This is a genomic window from Imperialibacter sp. (assembly GCF_040222385.1).
Taxonomy (GTDB): Bacteria; Bacteroidota; Bacteroidia; order Cytophagales; family Cyclobacteriaceae; genus Imperialibacter.
In genome coordinates, this window is sequence record NZ_JAVKDF010000014.1 from 88,317 (window position 1) to 109,682 (window position 21,366).

21 protein-coding genes and 1 tRNA gene are annotated in these 21,366 nt (G+C 45.0%); 7 read left to right on the forward strand and 15 right to left on the reverse strand.

What is annotated here, in order from left to right; all coding sequences use genetic code 11:
- Positions 1-51 precede the first annotated feature (51 nt).
- Together RIG68_RS03305 and RIG68_RS03310 are read right to left on the reverse strand one after the other, a co-directional pair.
- Positions 52-2,430, reverse strand: coding sequence for a ribonucleoside-diphosphate reductase subunit alpha (locus RIG68_RS03305; RefSeq protein WP_350118530.1), 2,379 nt, complete (start codon positions 2,428-2,430; stop codon positions 52-54).
- Between the two features lie 32 nt (positions 2,431-2,462).
- Entirely contained in the window at positions 2,463-3,449 is a 987-nt protein-coding gene (locus tag RIG68_RS03310; RefSeq protein ID WP_350073247.1) for a ribonucleoside-diphosphate reductase small subunit, read from the reverse strand.
- Between the two features lie 494 nt (positions 3,450-3,943).
- On the opposite strand from RIG68_RS03310, the gene rplU reads away from it, so the two are divergent.
- From rplU to RIG68_RS03325, 3 genes are all read left to right on the forward strand, one after another.
- Positions 3,944-4,252 carry a 50S ribosomal protein L21 gene (gene rplU, locus RIG68_RS03315; protein ID WP_151997592.1) on the forward strand — a complete coding sequence of 103 codons (309 nt, stop codon included), beginning with the start codon at positions 3,944-3,946 and terminating at the stop codon, positions 4,250-4,252.
- 9 nt (positions 4,253-4,261) lie between these two features.
- On the forward strand, positions 4,262-4,519 hold the full coding sequence (gene rpmA / locus RIG68_RS03320; RefSeq protein WP_151997593.1) for a 50S ribosomal protein L27: 258 nt from the start codon (positions 4,262-4,264) through the stop codon (positions 4,517-4,519).
- Positions 4,520-4,740: 221 nt separating this feature from the next.
- Entirely contained in the window at positions 4,741-5,190 is a 450-nt protein-coding gene (locus RIG68_RS03325) for a hypothetical protein (protein WP_350118533.1), read from the forward strand.
- A gap of 1 nt (position 5,191) precedes the next feature.
- Here the strand turns inward: RIG68_RS03325 and RIG68_RS03330 are convergent, their stop codons facing one another.
- Genes RIG68_RS03330 through RIG68_RS03365 form a run of 8 tightly spaced genes read right to left on the reverse strand, consistent with a single transcriptional unit; the run spans position 5,192 to position 13,477 of the window.
- Positions 5,192-5,812 (reverse strand): rhomboid family intramembrane serine protease, encoded by a 621-nt coding sequence (locus RIG68_RS03330; RefSeq protein ID WP_350118536.1) that lies wholly within the window; start codon positions 5,810-5,812, stop codon positions 5,192-5,194.
- A gap of 35 nt (positions 5,813-5,847) precedes the next feature.
- Positions 5,848-6,825, reverse strand: a complete 978-nt coding sequence (locus RIG68_RS03335; protein ID WP_350118539.1) for a polyprenyl synthetase family protein — start codon at positions 6,823-6,825, stop codon at positions 5,848-5,850.
- Positions 6,822-8,996, reverse strand: coding sequence for a ribonuclease R (gene rnr / locus RIG68_RS03340; RefSeq protein WP_350118542.1), 2,175 nt, complete (start codon positions 8,994-8,996; stop codon positions 6,822-6,824). The genes RIG68_RS03335 and rnr overlap by 4 nt, the downstream gene beginning before the upstream one ends.
- A 12-nt stretch (positions 8,997-9,008) precedes the next feature.
- The gene (locus tag RIG68_RS03345; protein WP_350118545.1) at positions 9,009-10,592 is read right to left on the reverse strand and encodes an ABC transporter ATP-binding protein; all 1,584 of its coding nucleotides are present in this window, start codon (positions 10,590-10,592) and stop codon (positions 9,009-9,011) included.
- Entirely contained in the window at positions 10,589-11,323 is a 735-nt protein-coding gene (locus RIG68_RS03350; protein ID WP_350073234.1) for a 3'-5' exonuclease, read from the reverse strand. Before RIG68_RS03350 ends, RIG68_RS03345 begins: the two co-directional genes overlap by 4 nt.
- Before the next feature lie 35 nt (positions 11,324-11,358).
- A complete protein-coding gene (locus tag RIG68_RS03355; RefSeq protein WP_350118548.1) occupies positions 11,359-11,763 on the reverse strand; it encodes a hypothetical protein in 405 nt (134 codons plus the stop codon).
- Positions 11,760-12,491, reverse strand: a complete 732-nt coding sequence (lipB, locus tag RIG68_RS03360) for a lipoyl(octanoyl) transferase LipB (RefSeq protein ID WP_350118551.1) — start codon at positions 12,489-12,491, stop codon at positions 11,760-11,762. The genes RIG68_RS03355 and lipB overlap by 4 nt, the downstream gene beginning before the upstream one ends.
- Before the next feature lie 2 nt (positions 12,492-12,493).
- Positions 12,494-13,477: a type I phosphomannose isomerase catalytic subunit gene (locus tag RIG68_RS03365; RefSeq protein WP_151997795.1), complete on the reverse strand. Its 984-nt coding sequence runs from the start codon at positions 13,475-13,477 to the stop codon at positions 12,494-12,496.
- A gap of 33 nt (positions 13,478-13,510) precedes the next feature.
- Between RIG68_RS03365 and RIG68_RS03370 the strand changes: the two genes are divergently transcribed.
- The gene (locus tag RIG68_RS03370; RefSeq protein WP_151997602.1) at positions 13,511-13,870 is read left to right on the forward strand and encodes a YraN family protein; all 360 of its coding nucleotides are present in this window, start codon (positions 13,511-13,513) and stop codon (positions 13,868-13,870) included.
- A gap of 5 nt (positions 13,871-13,875) precedes the next feature.
- Here the strand turns inward: RIG68_RS03370 and RIG68_RS03375 are convergent, their stop codons facing one another.
- Entirely contained in the window at positions 13,876-14,715 is an 840-nt protein-coding gene (locus RIG68_RS03375; protein ID WP_350118554.1) for a toxin-antitoxin system YwqK family antitoxin, read from the reverse strand.
- Positions 14,716-14,963: 248 nt separating this feature from the next.
- Between RIG68_RS03375 and RIG68_RS03380 the strand changes: the two genes are divergently transcribed.
- The gene (locus tag RIG68_RS03380) at positions 14,964-15,872 is read left to right on the forward strand and encodes an SMP-30/gluconolactonase/LRE family protein (protein ID WP_350118557.1); all 909 of its coding nucleotides are present in this window, start codon (positions 14,964-14,966) and stop codon (positions 15,870-15,872) included.
- A 62-nt stretch (positions 15,873-15,934) separates the two neighbouring features.
- On the opposite strand, the gene RIG68_RS03385 is transcribed toward RIG68_RS03380, so the two are convergent.
- A tRNA-Arg gene (locus tag RIG68_RS03385) sits at positions 15,935-16,008 on the reverse strand.
- A gap of 234 nt (positions 16,009-16,242) precedes the next feature.
- On the opposite strand from RIG68_RS03385, the gene RIG68_RS03390 reads away from it, so the two are divergent.
- Positions 16,243-16,983 carry an outer membrane beta-barrel protein gene (locus RIG68_RS03390; RefSeq protein WP_350118560.1) on the forward strand — a complete coding sequence of 247 codons (741 nt, stop codon included), beginning with the start codon at positions 16,243-16,245 and terminating at the stop codon, positions 16,981-16,983.
- A 2-nt stretch (positions 16,984-16,985) separates the two neighbouring features.
- Here RIG68_RS03390 and RIG68_RS03395 read toward each other — a convergent pair whose 3' ends face one another.
- Both RIG68_RS03395 and rpoN read right to left on the reverse strand, forming a co-directional pair.
- Positions 16,986-17,591 carry a PA-phosphatase gene (locus RIG68_RS03395; RefSeq protein WP_350118563.1) on the reverse strand — a complete coding sequence of 202 codons (606 nt, stop codon included), beginning with the start codon at positions 17,589-17,591 and terminating at the stop codon, positions 16,986-16,988.
- A gap of 14 nt (positions 17,592-17,605) precedes the next feature.
- Positions 17,606-19,048 carry an RNA polymerase factor sigma-54 gene (gene rpoN, locus RIG68_RS03400; protein WP_151997606.1) on the reverse strand — a complete coding sequence of 481 codons (1,443 nt, stop codon included), beginning with the start codon at positions 19,046-19,048 and terminating at the stop codon, positions 17,606-17,608.
- Between the two features lie 299 nt (positions 19,049-19,347).
- Between rpoN and asnS the strand changes: the two genes are divergently transcribed.
- On the forward strand, positions 19,348-20,799 hold the full coding sequence (asnS, locus tag RIG68_RS03405) for an asparagine--tRNA ligase (protein ID WP_350118566.1): 1,452 nt from the start codon (positions 19,348-19,350) through the stop codon (positions 20,797-20,799).
- A 72-nt stretch (positions 20,800-20,871) separates the two neighbouring features.
- Here the strand turns inward: asnS and RIG68_RS03410 are convergent, their stop codons facing one another.
- The gene (locus RIG68_RS03410) at positions 20,872-21,258 is read right to left on the reverse strand and encodes a T9SS type A sorting domain-containing protein (protein ID WP_350118569.1); all 387 of its coding nucleotides are present in this window, start codon (positions 21,256-21,258) and stop codon (positions 20,872-20,874) included.
- Between the last annotated feature and the right edge of the window lie 108 nt (positions 21,259-21,366).

Consider the following 21,366-nt stretch of genomic DNA (forward strand, 5'->3'; position numbering starts at 1 on the left):
CTCAATAATGAGAAGGGGTGTATTTAAAAGGCAGAATTAATAATCATTTTATCATCCGCTGCACGATTCGCAAGACTCCGGATCGTCCAGTGAGCACGACATGTCCGCTTGGTTCTTCGCATCCATCTCCTCAAGCTCTGCGGCAGTAGGTACTTTATTCTTTTGTTTTTCCACGGTGAACTTAATCGCATCAGTGGCCGCCTTGGTCCTCAGGTAGTACATACCTGTCTTCAAACCTAGTTTCCATGCCGTAAAGTGCATCGAAGTAAGCTTACCAAAGTTAGGGTTCAGCATGTGGATGTTGAGGCTTTGGCTCTGGCAGATATATGGGCCACGATCCCCTGCCATTTCCAGAATAGTTTTCTGAGAAATCTCCCAAACGGTTTTATACAACTCTTTGATATCGTCTGGAATTCCAGCAATATTCTGAATTGAGCCGTTTTCGCCCATTAGCTGGTTCTTCATGTCCTCACTCCAGAGGTTCAGCTTAATCAGGTCTTTCAGCAAATGCTTGTTCACCACAATGAACTCTCCTGACAATACACGACGGGTATAGATATTTGAAGTGTATGGTTCGAAACATTCGTTGTTGCCCAAAATCTGTGAGGTAGAAGCAGTTGGCATAGGGGCAACCAATAGAGAGTTACGCACACCATTTTTCTTAACATCCTGCTTCAGTTTTTCCCAATCCCAGCGGCCACTATCTGGCGTAACGCCCCACATATCGAATTGGAAAATACCTTTTGAGGTAGGCGAACCTTTGAACGTTTCATAAGGCCCTTCCACTTTGGCTATTTCCATAGATGCTTCCATGGCAGCAAAGTACATCGTCTCAAATATGTCTTTGTTTAGCTGCTTTGCTTCAGGCGACTCAAATGGGTAGCGCATCAAAATAAATGCATCGGCCAGCCCCTGCACACCTAGACCAATAGGGCGGTGACGCATGTTTGACTTACGGGCTTCAGGCACCGGATAGTAGTTTACATCAATCACCTTGTTGAGGTTTTTGGTGGCTACTTTCGTGATCTCATATAGTTTCTGATGGTCGAATGTGCCGTCCTCACTCACATATTTAGGCAGCGACAAAGAGGCAAGGTTACAAACAGCTACCTCATCTGGCGCAGTGTACTCGATGATCTCTGTACACAAGTTAGATGACTTGATAGTGCCAAGGTTTTTCTGGTTCGACTTTCTGTTGGCCGCATCTTTGAAAAGCATATAAGGCACACCAGTCTCTATCTGTGCTTCCAGTATTTCGAACCAAAGCTCCTGCGCCTTCACAGAACGACGACCTTTGCCTTCCTTTTCATATTTCTCGTAAAGGCGCTCAAATTCCTCTCCCCAGCAGTCGGAAAGGCCCGGGCACTCGTTAGGATCCAACAACGACCACTCACTGTTCGATTCTACCCTTTTCATGAAAAGGTCTGGAATCCAAAGTGCATAAAACAGGTCACGGGCACGGAGCTCTTCTTTACCATGGTTTTTCTTCAACTGAAGAAAATCGAAAATATCAGCATGCCATGGTTCTATGTAAATAGCAAAGCTTCCTTTGCGCTTTCCACCGCCCTGGTCAACATAACGAGCCGTCATATCAAAATTGCGAAGCATTGGAATGATGCCGTTAGAAACACCGTTGGTTCCCCTGATATAAGAACCCGTTGCCCTAACATTGTGAATGCTCAGTCCGATACCACCAGCAGACTGAGAAATTTTGGCACATTGCTTTAAAGTATCATAAATACCGTCGATGCTGTCGTCCTTCATTTGAAGAAGGAAACAAGACGAAAGCTGCGGCTTGGGCGTTCCTGCATTAAACAATGTAGGCGTCGCATGAGTAAACCATTTTTCTGACAGCAGATTATAGGTTTCAATCACAGAATCGATGTCATCCATGTGAATACCCACTGCCACTCTCATCAACATATGCTGCGGACGTTCCACCACTTGTCCATCAAGTCTGATCAGGTATGAGCGCTCCAGCGTTTTAAAGCCGAAGTAGTCATAACCAAAGTCACGGTCATATATAATTGAAGAGTCGAGGTGAGCGGCGTTCTCTTTTATTACCTTCCATGCTTCCTTTGAGATCAAGGGAGCGTTTTCGCCAGTTTTAGGATCTACGTAGGTGTAGAGCCTCTTCATCGTGTTGGAGAACGACTTGCTGGTAACCTTGTGCAGGTTGCTCACAGCAATACGGGCGGCCAGAATGGCGTAGTCCGGGTGCTTGGTTGCCATGCTCGCTGCCGTTTCAGCAGCAAGGTTGTCTAGCTGCTGGGTCGACACCCCATCATACAGACCGTTAATTACCTTCATGGCAACTTCAACAGGGCTAATATAATCTGCATTGAGTGCGTAGCAGAGTTTCTCGATTCTGGCAGTGATTTTGTCAAATTTCACTGACTCTCTGTGACCATCTCTTTTAATTACTAACATATCTATGGTTTATCAGGTATTGGTGGTGGTGATTAAAATTCTTCGTCTAGTGAGAACTTGTGAGAGTCCTTGTCATTATTGTTCATAACGCCCGCTTTCTGGTATTCAGCGACTCTCTTCTCAAAAAAGTTGGTTTTTCCCTGAAGCGAGATCATTTCCATGAAGTCGAACGGATTGGTTGAGTTATACAACTTAGGGCAATGAAGCTCATCCAGCAATCTGTCAGCTACAAACTCTATGTACTGGCACATCAGGTCTGAATTCATACCAATAAGCTTCACAGGAAGTGCATCGGTAACAAACTCTTTTTCAATCTCTACAGCATCCGATATGATTTTCTGGAGTGTTTCAACCGGCAGTTTGTTCTTTACGTGGTTGTTATAAAGCAAACAAGCAAAATCACAGTGCAATCCTTCGTCTCTGGAAATTAGTTCATTAGAGAAGCTAAGGCCTGGCATCAAACCACGCTTTTTTAACCAGAAGATTGAGCAGAAACTTCCTGAAAAGAAAATGCCCTCAACAGCAGCAAAAGCCACAAGCCTTTCCTGAAACGATCCCTCATCGATCCAGCGAAGCGCCCAGTCTGCTTTTTTCTTCACACAATCCATGGTATCGATTGCATTAAAAAGAAGATCCTTCTCTTTAGCATCTCTTACATAGGTGTCAATCAACAATGAATATGTCTCGGAGTGAATGTTTTCAATCGCAATTTGAAAGCCGTAAAAAAACTTTGCTTCAGTGTACTGCACTTCCGAAACAAAATTCTCTGCAAGGTTCTCATTCACTATACCATCGCTGGCAGCAAAGAAAGCAAGGACGTGTTTAATAAAGTGCTGCTCCCCTTCGTTCATATTGGCCCAGTCCTTTAGGTCATGGCTAAGGTCAATTTCTTCCGCTGTCCAAAAACTCGCTTCCGCTTTTTTATAAAACTCCCAGATATCGTGGTGCTTGATGGGGAATAGAACGAACCTGCTATTGTCTTCCTTCAGTATTGGCTCCTCAATTGCTTTTGTCGACATATTAACTACTTGTTACTAATTCAAAATCTTATTTCTCCTGGTCTTACTTTCTTCCTTCTGTACGTCGGTCTCGTTAAATACAATGACTTAGAGCCACCATTCCATACTGAGCAGGTGATATCTTGGAATAGTGCTATAATGTATTTAAAAACGAACGGCCCGACTGGATTGGCCTGATGAGAGTGAAACCCCCTCAAAAAACAAGCAGTACAAATATGTGAAAACGGTTGAAAAAATCAAAAGTGGTTTGGCACACAAAGTTACGTTATTAAAATAGTACAAAAACATTCATAACACGCTGAAAACTAAAAGCTTATGACTTTATATCGAAACTTCTACTTCATTTCATTTTCGCTGTATTCGCAGTCGAAAAAAAGTTAAATTATTTTAGCATCAACAATGGGTAGTATCTCTTGACAAGACGCTTGTAAAATATATATTATAGTTATACCTTTGCAGTCCTTTTTACAACAAAAGTTTTAAGAACAACGGATATGTACGCTATCGTAGACATCGCCGGAAAGCAGTTCAAAGTAACAAAAGACCAATTCGTTTATGCCCCTAAAATGGCTGGCGAAGAAGGCGCTTCCGTCGAATTTGAAAATGTACTACTTGTCGACAATGACGGCAAAGTAGCGGTTGGTACTCCTACCGTAAAAGGAGTAAAAGTGTCAGGTAAAATCCTTGGACACGTTAAAGGTGACAAAGTGATTGTCTTCAAAAAGAAGCGTCGTAAGAGCTACAAGAAGAAGAACGGTCACCGTCAGCAGTTTACAAAGGTTTTAATCGAGAACATTAAATAAGAAAAAACCATGGCACACAAGAAAGGCGCAGGTAGTTCCAGAAACGGCCGTGAATCGCATAGCAAAAGACTAGGCGTGAAAATATTTGGTGGCCAGTTGGCAAAAGCAGGAAATATTCTTGTTCGCCAGAGGGGTACTACTCATCACCCAGGTGAAAATGTAGGTTTGGGCAAAGACCACACCCTGTTTGCACTAGTGGAAGGCACTGTTAACTTCAAGAAAGGCTACAAAGACAGATCATTTGTATCTGTTGAGCCAGTGAAGTAATTAGAATAGAAATTTGAAATTGAAGCCCTGTTGAGTAATCGACAGGGCTTTCGTTATTCTAGAGCTCTACTCGGTATATGGCGCCGGTTTAAATAATGGCTTGTTGTCTATCATTCATAACTTTCCCAATATTAAACTGTACATTTTTTAGAAGCTAAAATTGATTAACTTATACAACAGTTCCGTTTTTATCGTTAATTTGCACCAAACCATTTAGCTCGATGCGCAAATTTTCTTTTGTAGGGTGCGCCTATCTTCTGCTTTTCTGTATGCCACTGCATCTTTCCGCTAGTGTTGCCAGCCAAATGCACGCACAAGTCTCCAGGACTTTTGAAACAAGCCCGTTGTCGGAAAATGGACTTGCGATGGAAACCGAGATGGCTGAAAAGCTGGAAGAAGAAGCTTTGGGACTTTTTGGTCCAGGCAACAGAAAAAAGAAAAGACATAAAGAGAAGAAGAAAAGAATGGGCGGACACCAAAATCTTGGTGAGAAGCTTTCTCAAAAAGGCATCTTCGGTAAACAAAAGAAAAATAGCGGTATAGGGCAAAACGTATTGTTTCTGGTAGTGCCGGCTGTTGCAGTAGTTGGCCTTGCTTTCTTATTTGCCGCAAGCACCAGGAACAAAAATGCCGACTCTCTGCTTGACCCCGACGCCAACGGCACTAACTAGGTCAGCCGAATAATTTGTAGCTCGCCACCTTCTCGAAGAAGTCACCCACCACACCAGGGTGAATAAAAATGCTGTAAACGATGCCCACAATAGCTCCTGTCAAATGCGCCATGTGATTGATATTATCGCTCATTTGACGTGACTGATTGATCGTGTAGATCAGATAAAGAACCCCCAAAATAAAGCCGGGCAACCCAATCAAGCCAAAAAGGTAGATTTTGTTCAAAGGATTGAATAGAATGCTGCAAAAAACTACAGCAGTCACACCCCCTGAGGCACCCAGTGATTGATAGTGAATGCTATTTCTATTTTTGAAGTAGCTCGGCACATCCGACAAGCCGATCGCTACCAAATAAAACACAATGAACTGAATGCTGCTTCCCCCAGAGTAATAGCCAATAATCTGCTCAGCTGCCTGCCCAAAGAAAAAGAAGGTGAACATGTTGAAGCCCAGGTGCATCCAGCTGTTGTGCACAAAGCCAGACGTCAGAAATCGCCAGTACTCTTTTTTCTCCCTAATGGCATAGGGACTCATGGTGAGCTTGTAAAGTAAATTTGGGTTGTTCAACCCCATGATTGAAATAACGACTGTAACAACCAGGATAATCAGTGTGGGGCTCATAGTTCAGGTAAATAGCTATTTTGGAACATCAATTTTTAGTTCTCTCGGGCAATGAGGTAGTCAGCGAAATCCTTCATTGTTTGTTTTCTACTGTCCGGCAAAGAAAGGTCGGAAAGCTGCTTCAATGCAAGATCAAAATAATCATTCATTTTTTGATCCGTCAGCTCCCTGATCCCATTTCGATCATATATTCCCCTAACCGCCTCCACCTTCTCGTTCGTATCAAAGTCCTTGATCATCAGCCAATTTTCGAGCTGGCGTTTGTCATCTCCTGTAGACGTCCGAAGGGCCTGTATCAACAAAAACGTTTTTTTGTTGGCAATAATATCTCCACCCACCTGTTTTCCGAACTTCGCCTGATCGCCATATACATCCAACAGGTCGTCCTTCAGTTGAAACCCGATGCCTATGTTCTCACCAAAGCTCTTCAAAAGTTGAGCGTCATGGGCACTGGCGTTGCCTAGTACCGCACCTAACTCGAGGCTAAAGCCCAGAAGTACAGCCGTTTTGAGCCGAATCATTTCGATGTAATCAGCCTCAGTCACGGCGTCCACCTTTTCAAAATTCATGTCGATTTGCTGGCCCTCACACACCTCAACCGCACATTGATTAAAAGAACGGATGATGCCTGGTAGTTTTTCACCGGGCACCTCCAGCAGCAGATCATAAGCCTTCACCAGCATAGTATCGCCCGAAAGGATGGCTACATTGTTGTTCCATTTTTCGTGAACAGTGGCCTGACCTCTCCGCAACGGCGCATTGTCCATGATGTCGTCGTGCATGAGCGTAAAGTTATGGAACACCTCCACAGCCAAAGCGGGGCGAAGAATTGTTTCTACATCGTCTCTGAAAAGCTTGTAAGCAAGAAGGGCAAGAATCGGCCGCATTCTCTTGCCGCCCAAATCCATGATGTACCTGATCGGCTCGTATAATTCTCTGGGGTGTTTACCAAATTCAAATTTGGTCAGTTCCTTGTTGAGTAGTTCTGTGTACTGACGCAGCAGCTCTGTCATTTTTCGTTAGCAAATTCCAAATCGATTGTCCGGCGATCAATGTCTGTATTGGTGACCTTCACTTTTACCTCGTCGCCCAGCGTGATCATCCGCTTATTGTTACGACCAATGATCCGGTAATTTTGTTCATCAAATTCGTAATAATCGTCGTTAAGGTCGGCTAGTCTCACCATGCCCTCACACTTGGTTTCTATGATTTCAACATAAATGCCCCACTCAGTAACGCCGGCCACAATGCCGTCAAACACTTTGTCGGCTGCCATTGACATGAATTCCACCTGCTTGTATTTAATGGAAGCTCTCTCGGCATCGGCTGCCCTTTTCTCCATGTCGGAACTGTGCACGCACATGGGCTCGTATTTGTCTTGCTCTACCGACTTGCCGCCTTTCAGGTAATGGGCCAGCAGCCTGTGTACCATCATGTCGGGGTAACGCCTGATAGGTGAGGTGAAGTGGGAATAGTGTGGAAAGGCCAGACCAAAGTGCCCATTGGCAGCAGTCGTATACTTGGCTTTGGCCATACTTCTAATGGCCAGCGATGTCAGGACATTTTGCTCAGGTTTTCCTTCAATCTCGTCAATCAGTTTGTTAAGCGTTGACGAAAGGTTTTCATCTGTCAGGTCGATCCTATGGCCAAACTTCTTGGCGAACAACGTGAAGTTGTGAAGCTTCTCCTCGTTAGGCGAATCGTGTGTACGATACACAAATGTCTTTCTTACGCTCTCAGTTTTTTGTCCGAATATGAATTCGGCGACTCTCTTATTGGCCAAAAGCATGAACTCTTCGATGAGCTTGTGCGCATCTTTCCTGATTTTGGGTACAATACCAAGCGGCTTCCCCTGTTCATCGAGCTTGAACTTTACTTCAATGGTTTCGAAGTTGATCGCCCCATTTTTATACCGCTTGTTTTTAAGCAGCTTGGCCAGGTCGTTGAAAATTTTCAGCTCTTTGCAATAATCGCCAACACCGGCTTCGATGACCGCCTGGGCCTCTTCGTAGCTAAAGCGGCGATCTGAATGGATCACTGTTCTGCCAAACCACTCATTGACAATTTTGCCGCTGTTCTCCATCTCAAAAACTGCTGAGAATGTCAACTTATCCTCATTGGGACGCAGTGAACAAAGAGCATTGGAGAGCTTCTCAGGTAGCATAGGCACGGTGCGATCGACCAGATAAACAGACGTTGCTCGGGTGTAGGCTTCTTTTTCAAGAATGGTCTCTTCCTTCACATAATGTGTGACGTCAGCAATGTGCACACCAATTTCGTAGTTTCCATTTTCAAGAAACTTGATGGAGAGTGCGTCATCAAAGTCTTTGGCGTCCTCCGGGTCGATGGTGAAGGTAGTTACGCCTCTGAAGTCCTTTCTGGCTGCTATTTCCTTCTCGGGAATAGTCTCCGAAATCTTATCCGACTCCGAAATCACCTCCTCGGGGAATGTAAAGGGCAGGTCAAACTCAGCCATAATTGAGTGAATCTCGGCTTCATTTTCACCGGCCTTACCCAATACACGTACCACTTTGCCTACCGGGCTCTTGTTAGTTCTATCGTGCCATCGGTCTATTTTTACAATGACCTTGTCATTGGTCGTTGCGTTATTGATATGCTCTGGGTAAACAAAAATATCGTTATGAATCTTTCTGTTGTCCGGGATGACAAAGGCAAACCTTTTGGATAGCTGAAGCTTTCCAACAAATTCATCCTTTTTGCGCTGGACGATTTCCGTTACCCGTCCTTCTCTATGCTTCTTGCCATGGAACTTGCCCGAAAGCTCGAATTTTACCGTATCACCATCAACGGCAAACTCAAGATCATCCGTTTTCACATACACGTCATCATCCAGTTCGGCGCAAATAATATAGGCAAACCGTGAGTTAACGTGGTCAACAACGCCTACCAAAGCCGATGGCATTTGCTGGCTAACGAACCGGCCGTCTCTATTTCGGCTTATAATCCCTTCGTCTTCCAGACGAAAGGCAACTTCAGAAACAAGGTTTTTAGATTTCTTATCACGAACACCGAGCGTTTGAATCATTTGCCTGATAGACCAGGGCTTGCCCGATTGTTGTCTGAACAGATGTAGAACTGATTCTTTGATCTGTCCTGCAGATATTGTCTTTCTTCCTGGTGATTCTCCGCTGTTTTTTTTCTTCTTATTATTCTTTTTACTCATGTAGGAGTTTTCTTACAAAAAATTATGGGTCAATGCAGGTTCTGCATCAATTAACTGTTGGGTGTAGTCTGATGTTGGGTTTGCCAACACTTTTTCAATCTCTCCCGCTTCCTTTATTTCACCGTCTGCCATCACTGTCAGGTAATCGCACGTGTGGCGGAGAGCTGCAAGATTGTGCGATACCAGCAGAACGCCCAAGTTACGCTCTTTTTTCAAGTAAAGGAAAAGATCGAGAATTTCAGCCTGTATGGATTGATCCAACGAGGAGGTGGGCTCGTCGCAAAGCAAAATCTTGGGTCGCAGCGCCAGTGACCTGGCAATAGCCAGGCGTTGTTTTTCGCCACCAGAAAGCTGTCTGGTATTGCTTTTCAAAAGACCAGTCGGCAGCTTCACCCAGTCTAATAATTCATTTATGGTGATTTTAGTTTCATTTTGGTTTTCAGCAATGGCTTCATTGAGTACTTGCTCCATGTTTTGACGAGGATCGAAAGCGCTGGAAGGGTTTTGATAAATAACCTGAACCGCTCTTCGGAATGCTACCAGCTCTTCGGCAGTCAGGCTGTCGACAGGCTTGCCCTGGTAGTGCAACTTATTGAAGTGAGCCGGGTACATACCTGCCAGCGTCCGCATTAATGTTGTTTTCCCAGACCCGGAAATACCCGCCAACCCACTTATCGCTCCCTGGTAAAGCTCCAACGTCACAGACTGAACTGCCTTGACGGCCTTACTTCTGCGCCAGAAAAATCCAGTTGGCTGGTAAATAAAGTCCAGGTTCCGCACAGTTAAAACGGGTACACCCCTGTCGGAATGCTTCTCAGGTCTTTCTTTTCGTGACAATAGCCGCTTATGCGCTTGAATTAAACTGCTGGTGTAGGTTGCCCTGGGCTGGTTCATTATTTCTTTGGTGAGCCCATACTCAACCACTCTTCCAGTGTTTAGCACCATCAGTTTGTCGCACATGGGTGCCACAATCGACAAGTCATGGGTAATAAATATGAGCGCTGCCTTTTCCTTTTTGCAAAAATCTTTGAGGAGCTTCAAAATGGCCGCCTGGTTCACTGTATCGAGTGCCGTTGTAGGCTCGTCGGCTATAATAAGGCTCGGTTTGGCCATCATAGCCATAGCGATAAGAATACGCTGCAACTGCCCTCCAGACAGCTGGTGAGGCAGGCTACCCAGCAATCTTTCGGGGTCGTCAATGCCTGTTTTTTGAACCAATGCGTACGCTTCTTCCATTTGAAACTTGATTCCCAAAGCCTGGCACTGATCCTGCCATTGTCTGAGGAGAGTAGTTACCGGAAAACTCGCATCCAGCGGCGACTGGGGAATGTAAGCGATGGAATGGCCTCTCAGTTTGGCGATTTGGTCTTTGAGCGGTTGACCCTCCCAACCGATGCTGCCAGAGGAGTGAAGCCCTTCGTCGAGCAAATGTAGGACGCTATGTGCCAGCAACGACTTTCCTGCCCCACTTTCCCCCAGTATACCTAGCGATTCGCCGTGCGCCAGGGACAGTGAAACATTCTCAAGCAAATTTTGCTGACCAAAGCGAATAGTGAGTTCGGAAATTTTCAGCAGGCTAAGTGGATCGGCAGTCATTCGTTAACGTCTACAAACAATATTTTATCCTTCGGAATAGTCGGTTGCTGATGCAGCCGAAGGAAAACCTGGGCAGTAGCTACTACATCGTTTTTACAGTAGCGGGCAATTCTGTCAATGTCTCCGGTGCCATAGTAAACTTCATTTACCATGCTTCCATCAATATCATCCTTTGGAGATGGAATTCCCAAAACAGCTGTGAGAAGTTGCAAGGAGGTAAAGCTCTTTCTGTCTCCGTACTTCCACATTTCCATGGTGTCAAGGTGTGGCACCTCCCATGGTTTCTTGCCTTCAAGTCGTAGAATATCGGGCAACGGGATTCCGTGAATAGTCATTCTTCTGCATAGATAGGGGTAGTCAAATTCCTTTCCGTTGTGGGCACAGAGGAAGTAGCCCTGATTAAACTTTTGCTCCATCAGCTTTTGGAAGCTTGTAAGCAACTGATGTTCATCGTCGTTGCTCAACGATGTCACCCTCAACTCCACACTTTTATCCTCATTGAAAGCAAAGTAACCCAGCCCAATAACGATTACCTTTCCAAACTCAGAGTAAATTGCTGCCCGGTTTTCATACATTTCAGCCGCATCGACCTCATCATTTCCCCCTGAGAGGCTAACAGCCTTTTTGCTCCAGAGTTTTTGCCAAATTGGGTCGAGTTCGTCAAATTTCTGGCTTCCTGCTACGGTTTCAATGTCTATAAAAAGGATCTTCTTTGGAGTGCTGTCTGCCATGCCACAATATTTTTTCTATTAAAATAGAAAAATATTTACGGATGCAAGACACCTTCAAGCCCTATCTCTTCGATATAGCTCAAATTATCTTCTAAAATGGTATCAGGGACAAAAATATATTTCTTGTCATACACCTGGTTGCCAATAAAAAAACTGACCCAGTATTCATTGTTAAGGCCAAAAACCTGGGGATGGATGGACTCCACCTGCGTCGCTCCTCCTCCGTCAACTAGTGGGAACATGTGCCGAAGTGTAGAAGTCTTTTGCTTCTCGCCATCTAGTTCGCCATACCCCTTGGAGGTAACCATCACATTTTCCAAAGGCCGATCATTTCTGTTAATGAGGTACACCACCCATTCTGCTTCTTCGTCAACTGTCGGCTTTTTAACCACAGCCAGGGTAACATCTTTTACAGGTAAAAAGGGAATGTCTTTTTTCATGCAGTGACGAGGTTCATTTCAAATAGAGAAGCAATGTTCTTCAAAAGCCTCTGTTGTACCTCTTCCATACTCACTTCAATCCCAAGCTCTTGCTGTAGGGAAGTCACCGCTTTATCATCTATCCCACATGGCACGATGTGCTTGAAATAATCGAGATTGGTATTCACATTGAACGCCAGCCCATGCATGGTGACCCACCTGCTTGACTTCACTCCAAGGGCACAGATCTTTCGTGGGTCCTTCTGTTCCTCAAAGTCAAGCCATACGCCCGTAAGCCCGGCAATTCTTCCGGCCTTCACCCCGTATTCGGCTAAGGTCATTATTACAGCCTCCTCCAGTAGTCGAAGGTATTTGTGGATGTCGGTAAAGAAATTATCAAGGTCGATTATTGGATACACCACCAGCTGGCCCGGTCCATGATACGTAATGTCGCCGCCTCTGTTGATCTTGTAATAAGTAGCGTGTATCTGCTTGAGCTCATCATCACTTACCAGCAGATTTTCCTCTTTCCCGCTTTTCCCCAGCGTAAACACGTGTGGGTGTTGGCAGAACAAAAGATAGTTGGAAGTGGGCTTCTGAAGTTCAACAGGCGCATCCCTGTTTTTAATCTTCAGCGTCACAGTCTCTGCAAATAGCTTCTCCTGGTAGTCCCACGCTTCCTGGTAGTCAATCAAACCAAGAGAGATAACTTGAGTACTAGTGTTTTTGATGGCAGCTGTAGCCTGCATTTTTAGCTGATATAGGACTCCAACATTTTGAATCCCGAAGTAGTTTCAAGCGTTACTTTCTTCAACTCAGCAGGTAGCAGTACACAATCTCCCATTTTCACCTCTATGCTTCCGCCGTCATAAGCTATGTTTAGCTCACCGCTCATGCATACGTAAATAATGAACGAATCCAGGTAGTGATAGTCACGCTCAATATCTTTGGTGCACTCAAGCTTATTTGTGATGAAATATGGGCTCTTCACAAGCTTCACCGGCTCATTCAACTTGTTCTGATACATTGTCTTGTAATGCTCATGGTAGGTGTAGTCAATCGCATCCAGCGACTCATCCACATGCAACTCCCTCTTGTTGCCTTTGTCGTCTACTCTGTCAAAGTCGTAAATGCGGTAGGTAGTGTCAGATGTTTGCTGAATCTCGGCCAGCAACAACCCCTTGCCAATGGTGTGCACCCGGCCAGCTGGCAAATAAAACACGTCGTCGTTGAATACTTTCTCATGGTTCAATACGTCCATTATTCGTCCTCTTTCGAAGTAGTCCAGGAATTTCTCCTTAGACATTTTGCGGTTAAACCCCGTGATGAGCTCCGCACCATGGTCGGCCTGGAAAATATACCACATCTCCGTCTTACCATGTCCATTGTGACGAGCCTTGGCCAGTTCATCATTTGGGTGCACCTGTATGCTGAGATCATCATTGGCATCGATAAACTTCACCAGCAAAGGGAATTCGTCGCCAAACTTCTCATAGATTTTTTCACCAACCAGCGCAGCCTCAAACTTCTGGATCAGCTCCTTGAGGTTCATGCCCTCCAAATGTCCCTCTGCCACCTCGGAGATATTGCCCTCAACGCCTGAGATTTCCCAGGTTTCTCCGCAATTGGGCAACTTGCCAAAGTCTTTGCCAAGTATGGTCTTAATTTTCTGTCCACCCCAAATTTTGTCTTTGAAGATGGTTTTAAACTTTAAAGGATATAATTTTAGTTGTATCACGTTTATCGAATCTAATCCGCAAATATATAAATGCCTGCCAAGTCACATAACCAAAGCGTAGGGAAAAAAGGAGAAATAATTGCCACAGATCATTTGCGAAAAGCAGGTTATGAAATAATTGCAAAAAACTACAGGGCTGGTCGGGGTGAAATTGACATAATCGCAAAACTTGCGGCCACCCTGATATTTGTTGAAGTGAAAACCCGATCCAATGGAAAATTTGGCTATCCGGAGGAAGCTGTAACTCAAAAAAAAGCTGACAAACTAATAGAAACAGCCCAGGCGTATATGGAAGAAGTTAACTGGGAGGGCAACATTAGGTTCGATATTATTTCCGTCGACTTGCAGCGCAGTGCCGAAATAACCCACTTTGAAGATGCCTTTCACTAAATGATTTACTTTAGCTGCACCATTAAGCGCTCCCTGTCATATATCAACTCTCCTTTGTCATTCCATTCCCTCAGAATGACTGGACTAAAGCTTTCGTCGAAAGGATCTTTTGAATACTCGACCTCACGCTTTCTCCTGTTCCTGATAGGGTAATACTCCCGCCAAACGCCAACTTTGTGGTCAAACTTATACTCGCCCATTACGGCTATCTGTCCGTTGGCATGAAAAGCATAGTAGTAGCCTTCCTTCTCCCCATACTCAATCGGAATTACTTCCTTCATTTTGGTTCGTTCAACGTCCCAATAAGCAATTTTTGACTCCCTTGGCCAACCCTTGTAGTACTTTTCCTTGTTGAGGAGAATGTCGGATTTATTGAGTTCTACCCATCGACCGTGTTTCGTACCCTTGTAGAAAAACCCTTCTTCCAGCACCTGATCCCCCAATACTTTGCGGTAGGGGCCGTGCAAAATTCCGGCATACTCCTTGTCGATATTTCTGCTGGCTACAATTTTCTTTCTTTTGAAATTGTACCAATAAATATCTCTCACATATTCATCCGGCTCCTGATACACTTTCAGGTAGCTAAACAATTCCAGTACCGTATTCTCTCCAAAGCCCGTTCTGGTGAAACCCTTCTTCGTCTTCACTCCATAGTACACGTTCCTCTTCGGCTTTTTCTTCTTGACGTCAATTTTCTCATTCTCCTCGTCAAGCGCATCCAGGTCGATGGTAAGGGGGGAATCATATTTGGGCTCAAACGAAAATTCTTCCTCCTGCGCCTGGAGAGGCCCACTGGCCACAAGCAGCAATATAAAAACGGAGGTTATTTGATATTTTATTGCCATTGACACTTCAACGAGTAGAAGGGAACGGATATTTTGCGAAAAATAGGAAAAAGAATCCTATTTATCAGGATCAAGGCACCTGCCGACCCGATGTTCTTGTTGCGTGGTATGTAATTGAAATGGACAGCGTAATTTCAAAAGTTCGCTATTGCACAATCCAATTAACTCTTACATATTTAAGAGCAGATGGCTGACCAAAACGATCCCATTCTGGCAGAGTCTGGCTAAATTGTTGAAACCCTGATACCATGACCAAACCCCTGGCACAACCCTACAAAGTAGTCACTTCCAACCGCTGCCTACTGGGCGAAGGCCCTGTGTGGGACAGCCAACGACGGGAAATCTATTGGCTCGATATCCTGAATGGGATCATCCACGAGTTTAGCCCCGCTAAAAACAACCATCGCCAGGTACCGGTCAATGATATGATCGGCGCTATGGCTTTGTGTAAAAATGGTGACTTCATCGCCGCCATGAAAAGCGGACTGGCCATAGTTGAACGGAACAATGGAGCTGTAAAGCCGCTGGTTGATCCGGAAAGTCACCTGCCAGGCAACCGCTTCAATGAAGGAAAATGTGATCCGGCGGGTCGCTTCTGGGCGGGCACCATGGCACTATCGGAAGCGGAAGGAGCCGGTAATCTTTACATGCTCGACACTGATGGCACATGCACGTTAAAAATACCCGGTGTCAGCATCTCCAACGGCCTGGCGTGGACTTCCGACCAAAAAACAATGTACTATATTGATTCACCCACCCGAAAGGTGGTCGCTTATGATTACAACCAGGCAACCGGTGGTATATCCAATCAGCGAGTAGCTATTTCCATTCCAGAGGAAGAAGGCTCGCCCGACGGCATGACCATCGATAGCGAAGGCATGCTATGGATCGGCCACTGGGACGGCTGGCAAGTTGCCCGCTGGAATCCGGCAACAGGCCAAAAGCTGCTTAGTATACCTATGCCAGCTGCCCGCATTACTTCCTGCACTTTCGGAGGGGATGACCTACGAGACCTCTATATCACATCGGCCAGAGTGGGGCTCACTAACGAACAGCTCGAAGAGCAGCCACTGGCGGGGTCACTTTTTGTGGTAGAAAATTGCGGGTTCAAAGGGACAGAGGCAGTTAATTTCGGTTATAGCGAAGCAAGTCTTTGACCGGAACAGCACAAAAAAAGGAAAGCTTCCCATTGCTGAGAAGCTTTCCTAAAGCCGATTCGTGAACCTGGAGGGAGTCGAACCCCCAACCTTCTGATCCGTAGTCAAATGCTCTATCCAGTTAAGCTACAGGTCCAGTTATTTATTTTCGGCTATTCCCCAACCATCCCACCAGCTTTCTTGTCATGTTAAACGAGAGGCAAGGCTTTCCGGTTGAATTACTGATCAGGCACTGAACTTACACCTCATCATTAATTACGGGGTGCAAAGTTAATATATCTTGATTCATTAAAAAAGACTTTGACATTCTTAGTTAGTAATTTTAAGTTATCTTTGCGCTCTATTATTCAAAAAAGCAACGTTTCTATTCATGCAGCGATTCATTTTATTAGCTCTATCGGTATTAACATTCACTTTTACTGCGTCTGGCAATGCCGGCACGGAGCCTAACGACAACAAAGAAACGCAACAAGTACATGGGCCAAGGCCCGACCTGCCTGGCAAGCTGCTGATCAATTTAGGCTCAAGCTATTTTGTGGATGCTCCGGAAGGAATGAAAACGAAAGTATTTGAATCACGTCCGTTGGATTTATATTATACCTATCACTTCGATATCCCCAGCTTGAAGCTTTCCTTCGTGCCAGGCATCGGCTTTGGCTTTGATAGATATAGCTTTAAGAAAGCTGTCGGCTTCGACTACGAAACAACGGGAGGTGAAACCAACCTTGTGCTTGATTCCATTGCCGATGTAAAAGTATTGAGGAGTAAGTTAATCACTAACTACATAGACGTTCCATTGGAGCTGCGGTTTGTCCCAAACTTGGAAAACAAAGAACGCAGTGTGTTTGTTGGCGTCGGTGGCTCCATAGGTTATTTGTTCGAGGCACATACCAAGTTCAAATACGAGGACGATGGAGGCAAGAAAATGACCAAGCAGAGAGAAGACTGGAATCTTAACAAAATAAGATACAGTGTACATGCCAGGCTGGGCATTGGCGGATTCTCTGTCTACTACAAAATGGGATTGAGCGACGTTTTCCAAAGTGGCAAAGGCCCAAACGGAATCAACGTCACTGCCAATACAATTGGCATTTCGTTTAACGGCTTCTAAGGTTAGGAAAATACCATCATCATCAGGTAACAAAATCCTCCTCCGAGAACAGCGCCAGCTGCCACTTGCAAAAAACTATGGGCTTGTAACACCAAACGGGCTGTCATTACCCACCCCAGCACAACGATGGCTGCCACAAAAGGCATAAGCAACTCGCTTCCCGGAAAAATATGAACCAGGGCCAAAATAAAGCCCACTACACCTCCGATGCCGGCACTATGAATACTTATTTTCCAAAAGAACGTGATTCCTGTAAGCAGCACAATCAGCAAAGTGGTGGTGAGCATTAGTAGCACCAACACAGGATTTAGGGTAAGCTTACTATAAAACATATAGGTGGTTACACCATAAAAAGTGGCGATAAAAACAAAAGGAACCAGCCTGTCATTTTTGTCGTGCATTTGAAGGCTCCTTATGGTAGAGGTGAGGCGAAGGGCCAAAAGACTCAGCACTGGAATAATCAGAGTGGTAGTGGAAAGCGCCAGCAGAATATAGGGTACATTTTCGTCGGCCAGTGGCCTGAAAGCCTGTGGCACGTACCGAAAAATAACAAAAAACATGATCGTCGGCAGAAGAAGCGGGTGAAAGACCACCGATAATGCCTGCATAAAAAACCTTAGCACTAGAGCTCCTTCCTTAATCTGGCCACAGGAATATTTAGTTGTTCCCGGTATTTGGCTACAGTTCGCCTGGCGATTTGATACCCCTTCTTTTTAAGCAATTTTTCAAGTTTATCGTCCGAAAGCGGCTTGCGCTTTTCTTCGGCGTCAATCATTTCTTTCAGGAAATGCTTCACCTCTCTGCTACTTACATCGTCGCCGGAGTCAGTAGAAATCCCCTCCGAAAAGAAATATTTCAATGGATATATCCCGAATTCCGTTTGAATAGTTTTGGAGTTGGCCACTCTCGACACCGTGGAAATATCCATTCCTATCTCTTCTGCAATATCCTTCAAAATCATCGGCCGCAGCTTGCTCTCATCTCCTTCAAGGAAAAAGTCGTACTGATACTTAATGATTGAGTTCATTGTATTGAGCAACGTCTGCTGGCGTTGCTTGATGGCGTCGATGAACCACTTGGCCGAATCAAGCTTTTGCTTCACAAAAGTGACGGTCTCCTTGAGTTTCTTGTCCTTCTTGTTGCTCTTATCGTAGGCCTGAAGCATTTCCGAATAGTCCCGGCTTACCTTCAACTCAGGAGCATTTCTGGAATTCAAAGAGAGTTCCAGGTTTCCATGATTGTTAAAGAGCATAAAGTCTGGAATAAGGTACTGCGTTTTAACAAGGCCAGACCCTACGCCACCGGGTTTTGGATTGAGGTGGGTAATGAGCTTGATCGCCTCCTTCAGCAGTTCATCATCTTCAAGTTCAAGTTTCTTTGAAATTTTGTCGTAGTGCTTTTTAGTAAACTCATCAAAACAGTCGGTGACTACATGATGTGCCAGCTGCGCTACTTCCCCTCCAGTTTCTATTTTCCGGTCGATTTGCAACTGCAGACACTCCTGCAAAGAGCGGGCTCCTATGCCAGCAGGATCAAATTCCTGGATAAGGTGAAGAATTTCTTCCACTTCGTCGGCTTCACATTCAATGTTTTGAGAGAAGGCCATATCGTTCACTATGGCATCCAGGTCTCTCCTAATATATCCATCCGCCTCAATACTGCCTATCAGCTGCCGCCCAATGGCGTACTGACGCTCGTCCAGCTTGAGAAACCCGAGTTGAGAAATTAGCTGCTCTGAAAGCGTGGAGCTTTCACTAAATGGCACTTCACGCTCCTCTTCATCTCCTCCAGGGCCATCCCCTTGCATCTTATACCCGGCGTAGTCATCATCTGGCAGGTACTCATCAATGTTCAGTTCGTCGCTTGCCGAATTGTCTATATCATCAAAATCATCTGCCTCTTTGGGCTCCTCCTCCTTACCTTCCTCCAAGGCAGGATTGATCTCCAATTCCTCTTCGATCCTGGTCTCCAGTTCCGCCGTCGGTACTTGCAGGAGCTTAATGAACTGAATCTGCTGCGGCGACAGCTTTTGACTCAGAGATTGGGTTAAGCCCAGCTTTTGCATACTTCGATTAGTTTAGCCTTTTAGTGCTGTAAAATAAGAAATATAAGGTATTTGGCCATTCTTCCTGCCAACTTCATTACGCAATTCGAATCTATAGGTTGAGTCGACAATGTAGAAACAGAGGAAAGGCTGCATCCGGTTGATTTTTAATGCCTTTCACCTTTGATAAAAGTCCTCAATATAGTTTTTTTGCGGCAATTTTAGAGTTCTCAATCGAGATGAACAAATAGGTTTGGTAAAAATACTGCTACCTTGCGAAAAAAGAGAACCGAGTACTTTTTTAATTAACGAGAAATAAGGTGAGCCAGAAAAAAAGGACTAAAATTAAGGACATTCTTCAGTTAGCTGAAGCGAATGTTGTAGTGACAGTGAAAGGCTGGGTAAGGACAAAGCGTGAAAACAAGAATGTTGTCTTTATCAACCTCAACGACGGCTCAACTATCAATAACCTTCAAATTGTCGGCGATCCCTCCAGATTCGATGAGGCGACTATCAAGAAAATAACTACAGGAGCCTCCTTGTCTGTTACTGGTTCGCTTGTGGCTTCACAAGGTTCCGGACAAAAGTACGAACTGCAGGCTGAAACGATCGACGTGCTCGGTGTGGCTGACCCTGAGAAGTTTCCTTTGCAGCCAAAAAAGCATTCCCTGGAGTTTCTGCGTGAAATTGCCCACCTCCGGCCCCGCACCAATACTTTCAGCGCCATCCTGCGGGTGAGGCACTCCATGATTTTTGCCGTGCATAAGTTCTTCCACGAAAAAGGCTTTTTCAATATTCACACCCCAATTATTACCGCCTCCGATGCCGAAGGAGCGGGCGAAATGTTTAGGGTGACCACGCTTGACCTCGAGAAGCTGCCAAAAACGGAAGACGGGAAGGTGGACTATAAAGAAGACTTTTTTGAAAGAGAGGCAAACCTCACTGTATCGGGGCAGCTCGAAGGTGAGCTGACCGCATTGGCTCTTTCCGAGATTTATACTTTTGGGCCCACTTTCAGGGCTGAAAACTCCAACACCACCCGTCACCTGGCGGAATTCTGGATGATAGAGCCTGAAATGGCATTTTATGACCTGGAAGACAACATGGATCTGGCTGAGGAGATGCTCAAATATCTCGTTACTTATGCGCTCGAAAACTGCCAGGAAGACCTTGCCTTTCTTGAGCAGCGAGCCAAAGATGAAGAGAGCACTAAAAAGCAGGAAGAAAGAAGCGAACTCAGCCTTTTAGAAAGGTTGCGCTTTGTGGCTGACAATGAGTTTGTGCGCCTCACTTATACGGAAGCCATCGATATCCTTAGAAATAGCAACTACAACAAGAAAAAGAAGTTCCAATACCTGATTGACGCCTGGGGAGCAGATTTACAGTCGGAGCATGAACGCTACCTGGTTGAGAAACACTTCAAAAAGCCAGTGATTTTGATCGACTACCCAAAAGAGATCAAGTCGTTCTACATGAAGCAAAACGACGATGGAAAAACTGTCGCAGCCATGGACATTCTGTTTCCTGGCATCGGCGAAATTGTGGGAGGCTCTCAAAGAGAGGAAAATTATGACAAGCTCACCAACAGAATGAAGGAGCTTGATATGGATGCAGAAAGCATGTGGTGGTTTCTGGACACCAGAAGGTTTGGAACCGTGCCCCATAGTGGCTTTGGCCTTGGGTTCGAAAGGCTGATGCTGTTTGTTACAGGCATGAGCAACATCAGAGATGTGATACCCTTCCCAAGAACGCCGGGGAACGCAGAGTTTTAATCCCGTACACACAAAAGAGGCAGCCCCAACGAGTTGGAGCTGCCTCTTTTATTTCACAGTAAGGTTGTATAGTTAGTTCTTAAGAAACTTGATTGCCTTTTTGTACCTGGTATAGTCATCCTTGATGATCAGGAAGTAATACCCGGAATTGAAAGTTTTCACAGGAATCTTGTAGGTGTCCTTCGCCACTTCTTCAGGTTCTATCCTAATAGTGTTCCCAATGATGCTGTGCATCTCAAATTCCACTTTCTTCAAGTTCGAATCTTTTATCTCCACCACAATAAACTCGACGGCCGGGTTAGGATATACTTCAATTTGATTTTTCAACTCCAGTGTGGGAGTCTGTCTGAAGGCACTTTCAGCAGTCACTTGCTCCTTGTCTTCCGTAGATTGTGCATACCCATTCACCCCGAGAAGGGTGGCAAGTAGCAATCCGATGACAAATTTAATGAAGCGCATAATCTACATATCTGGAGCCAAAATGGCTATGTAACAAAGTACGAAAAAAAAATAGTAATGTTCTAATGCCTAATTGAAATTTTTGAATGCCTTTTTCGTTATATGCGG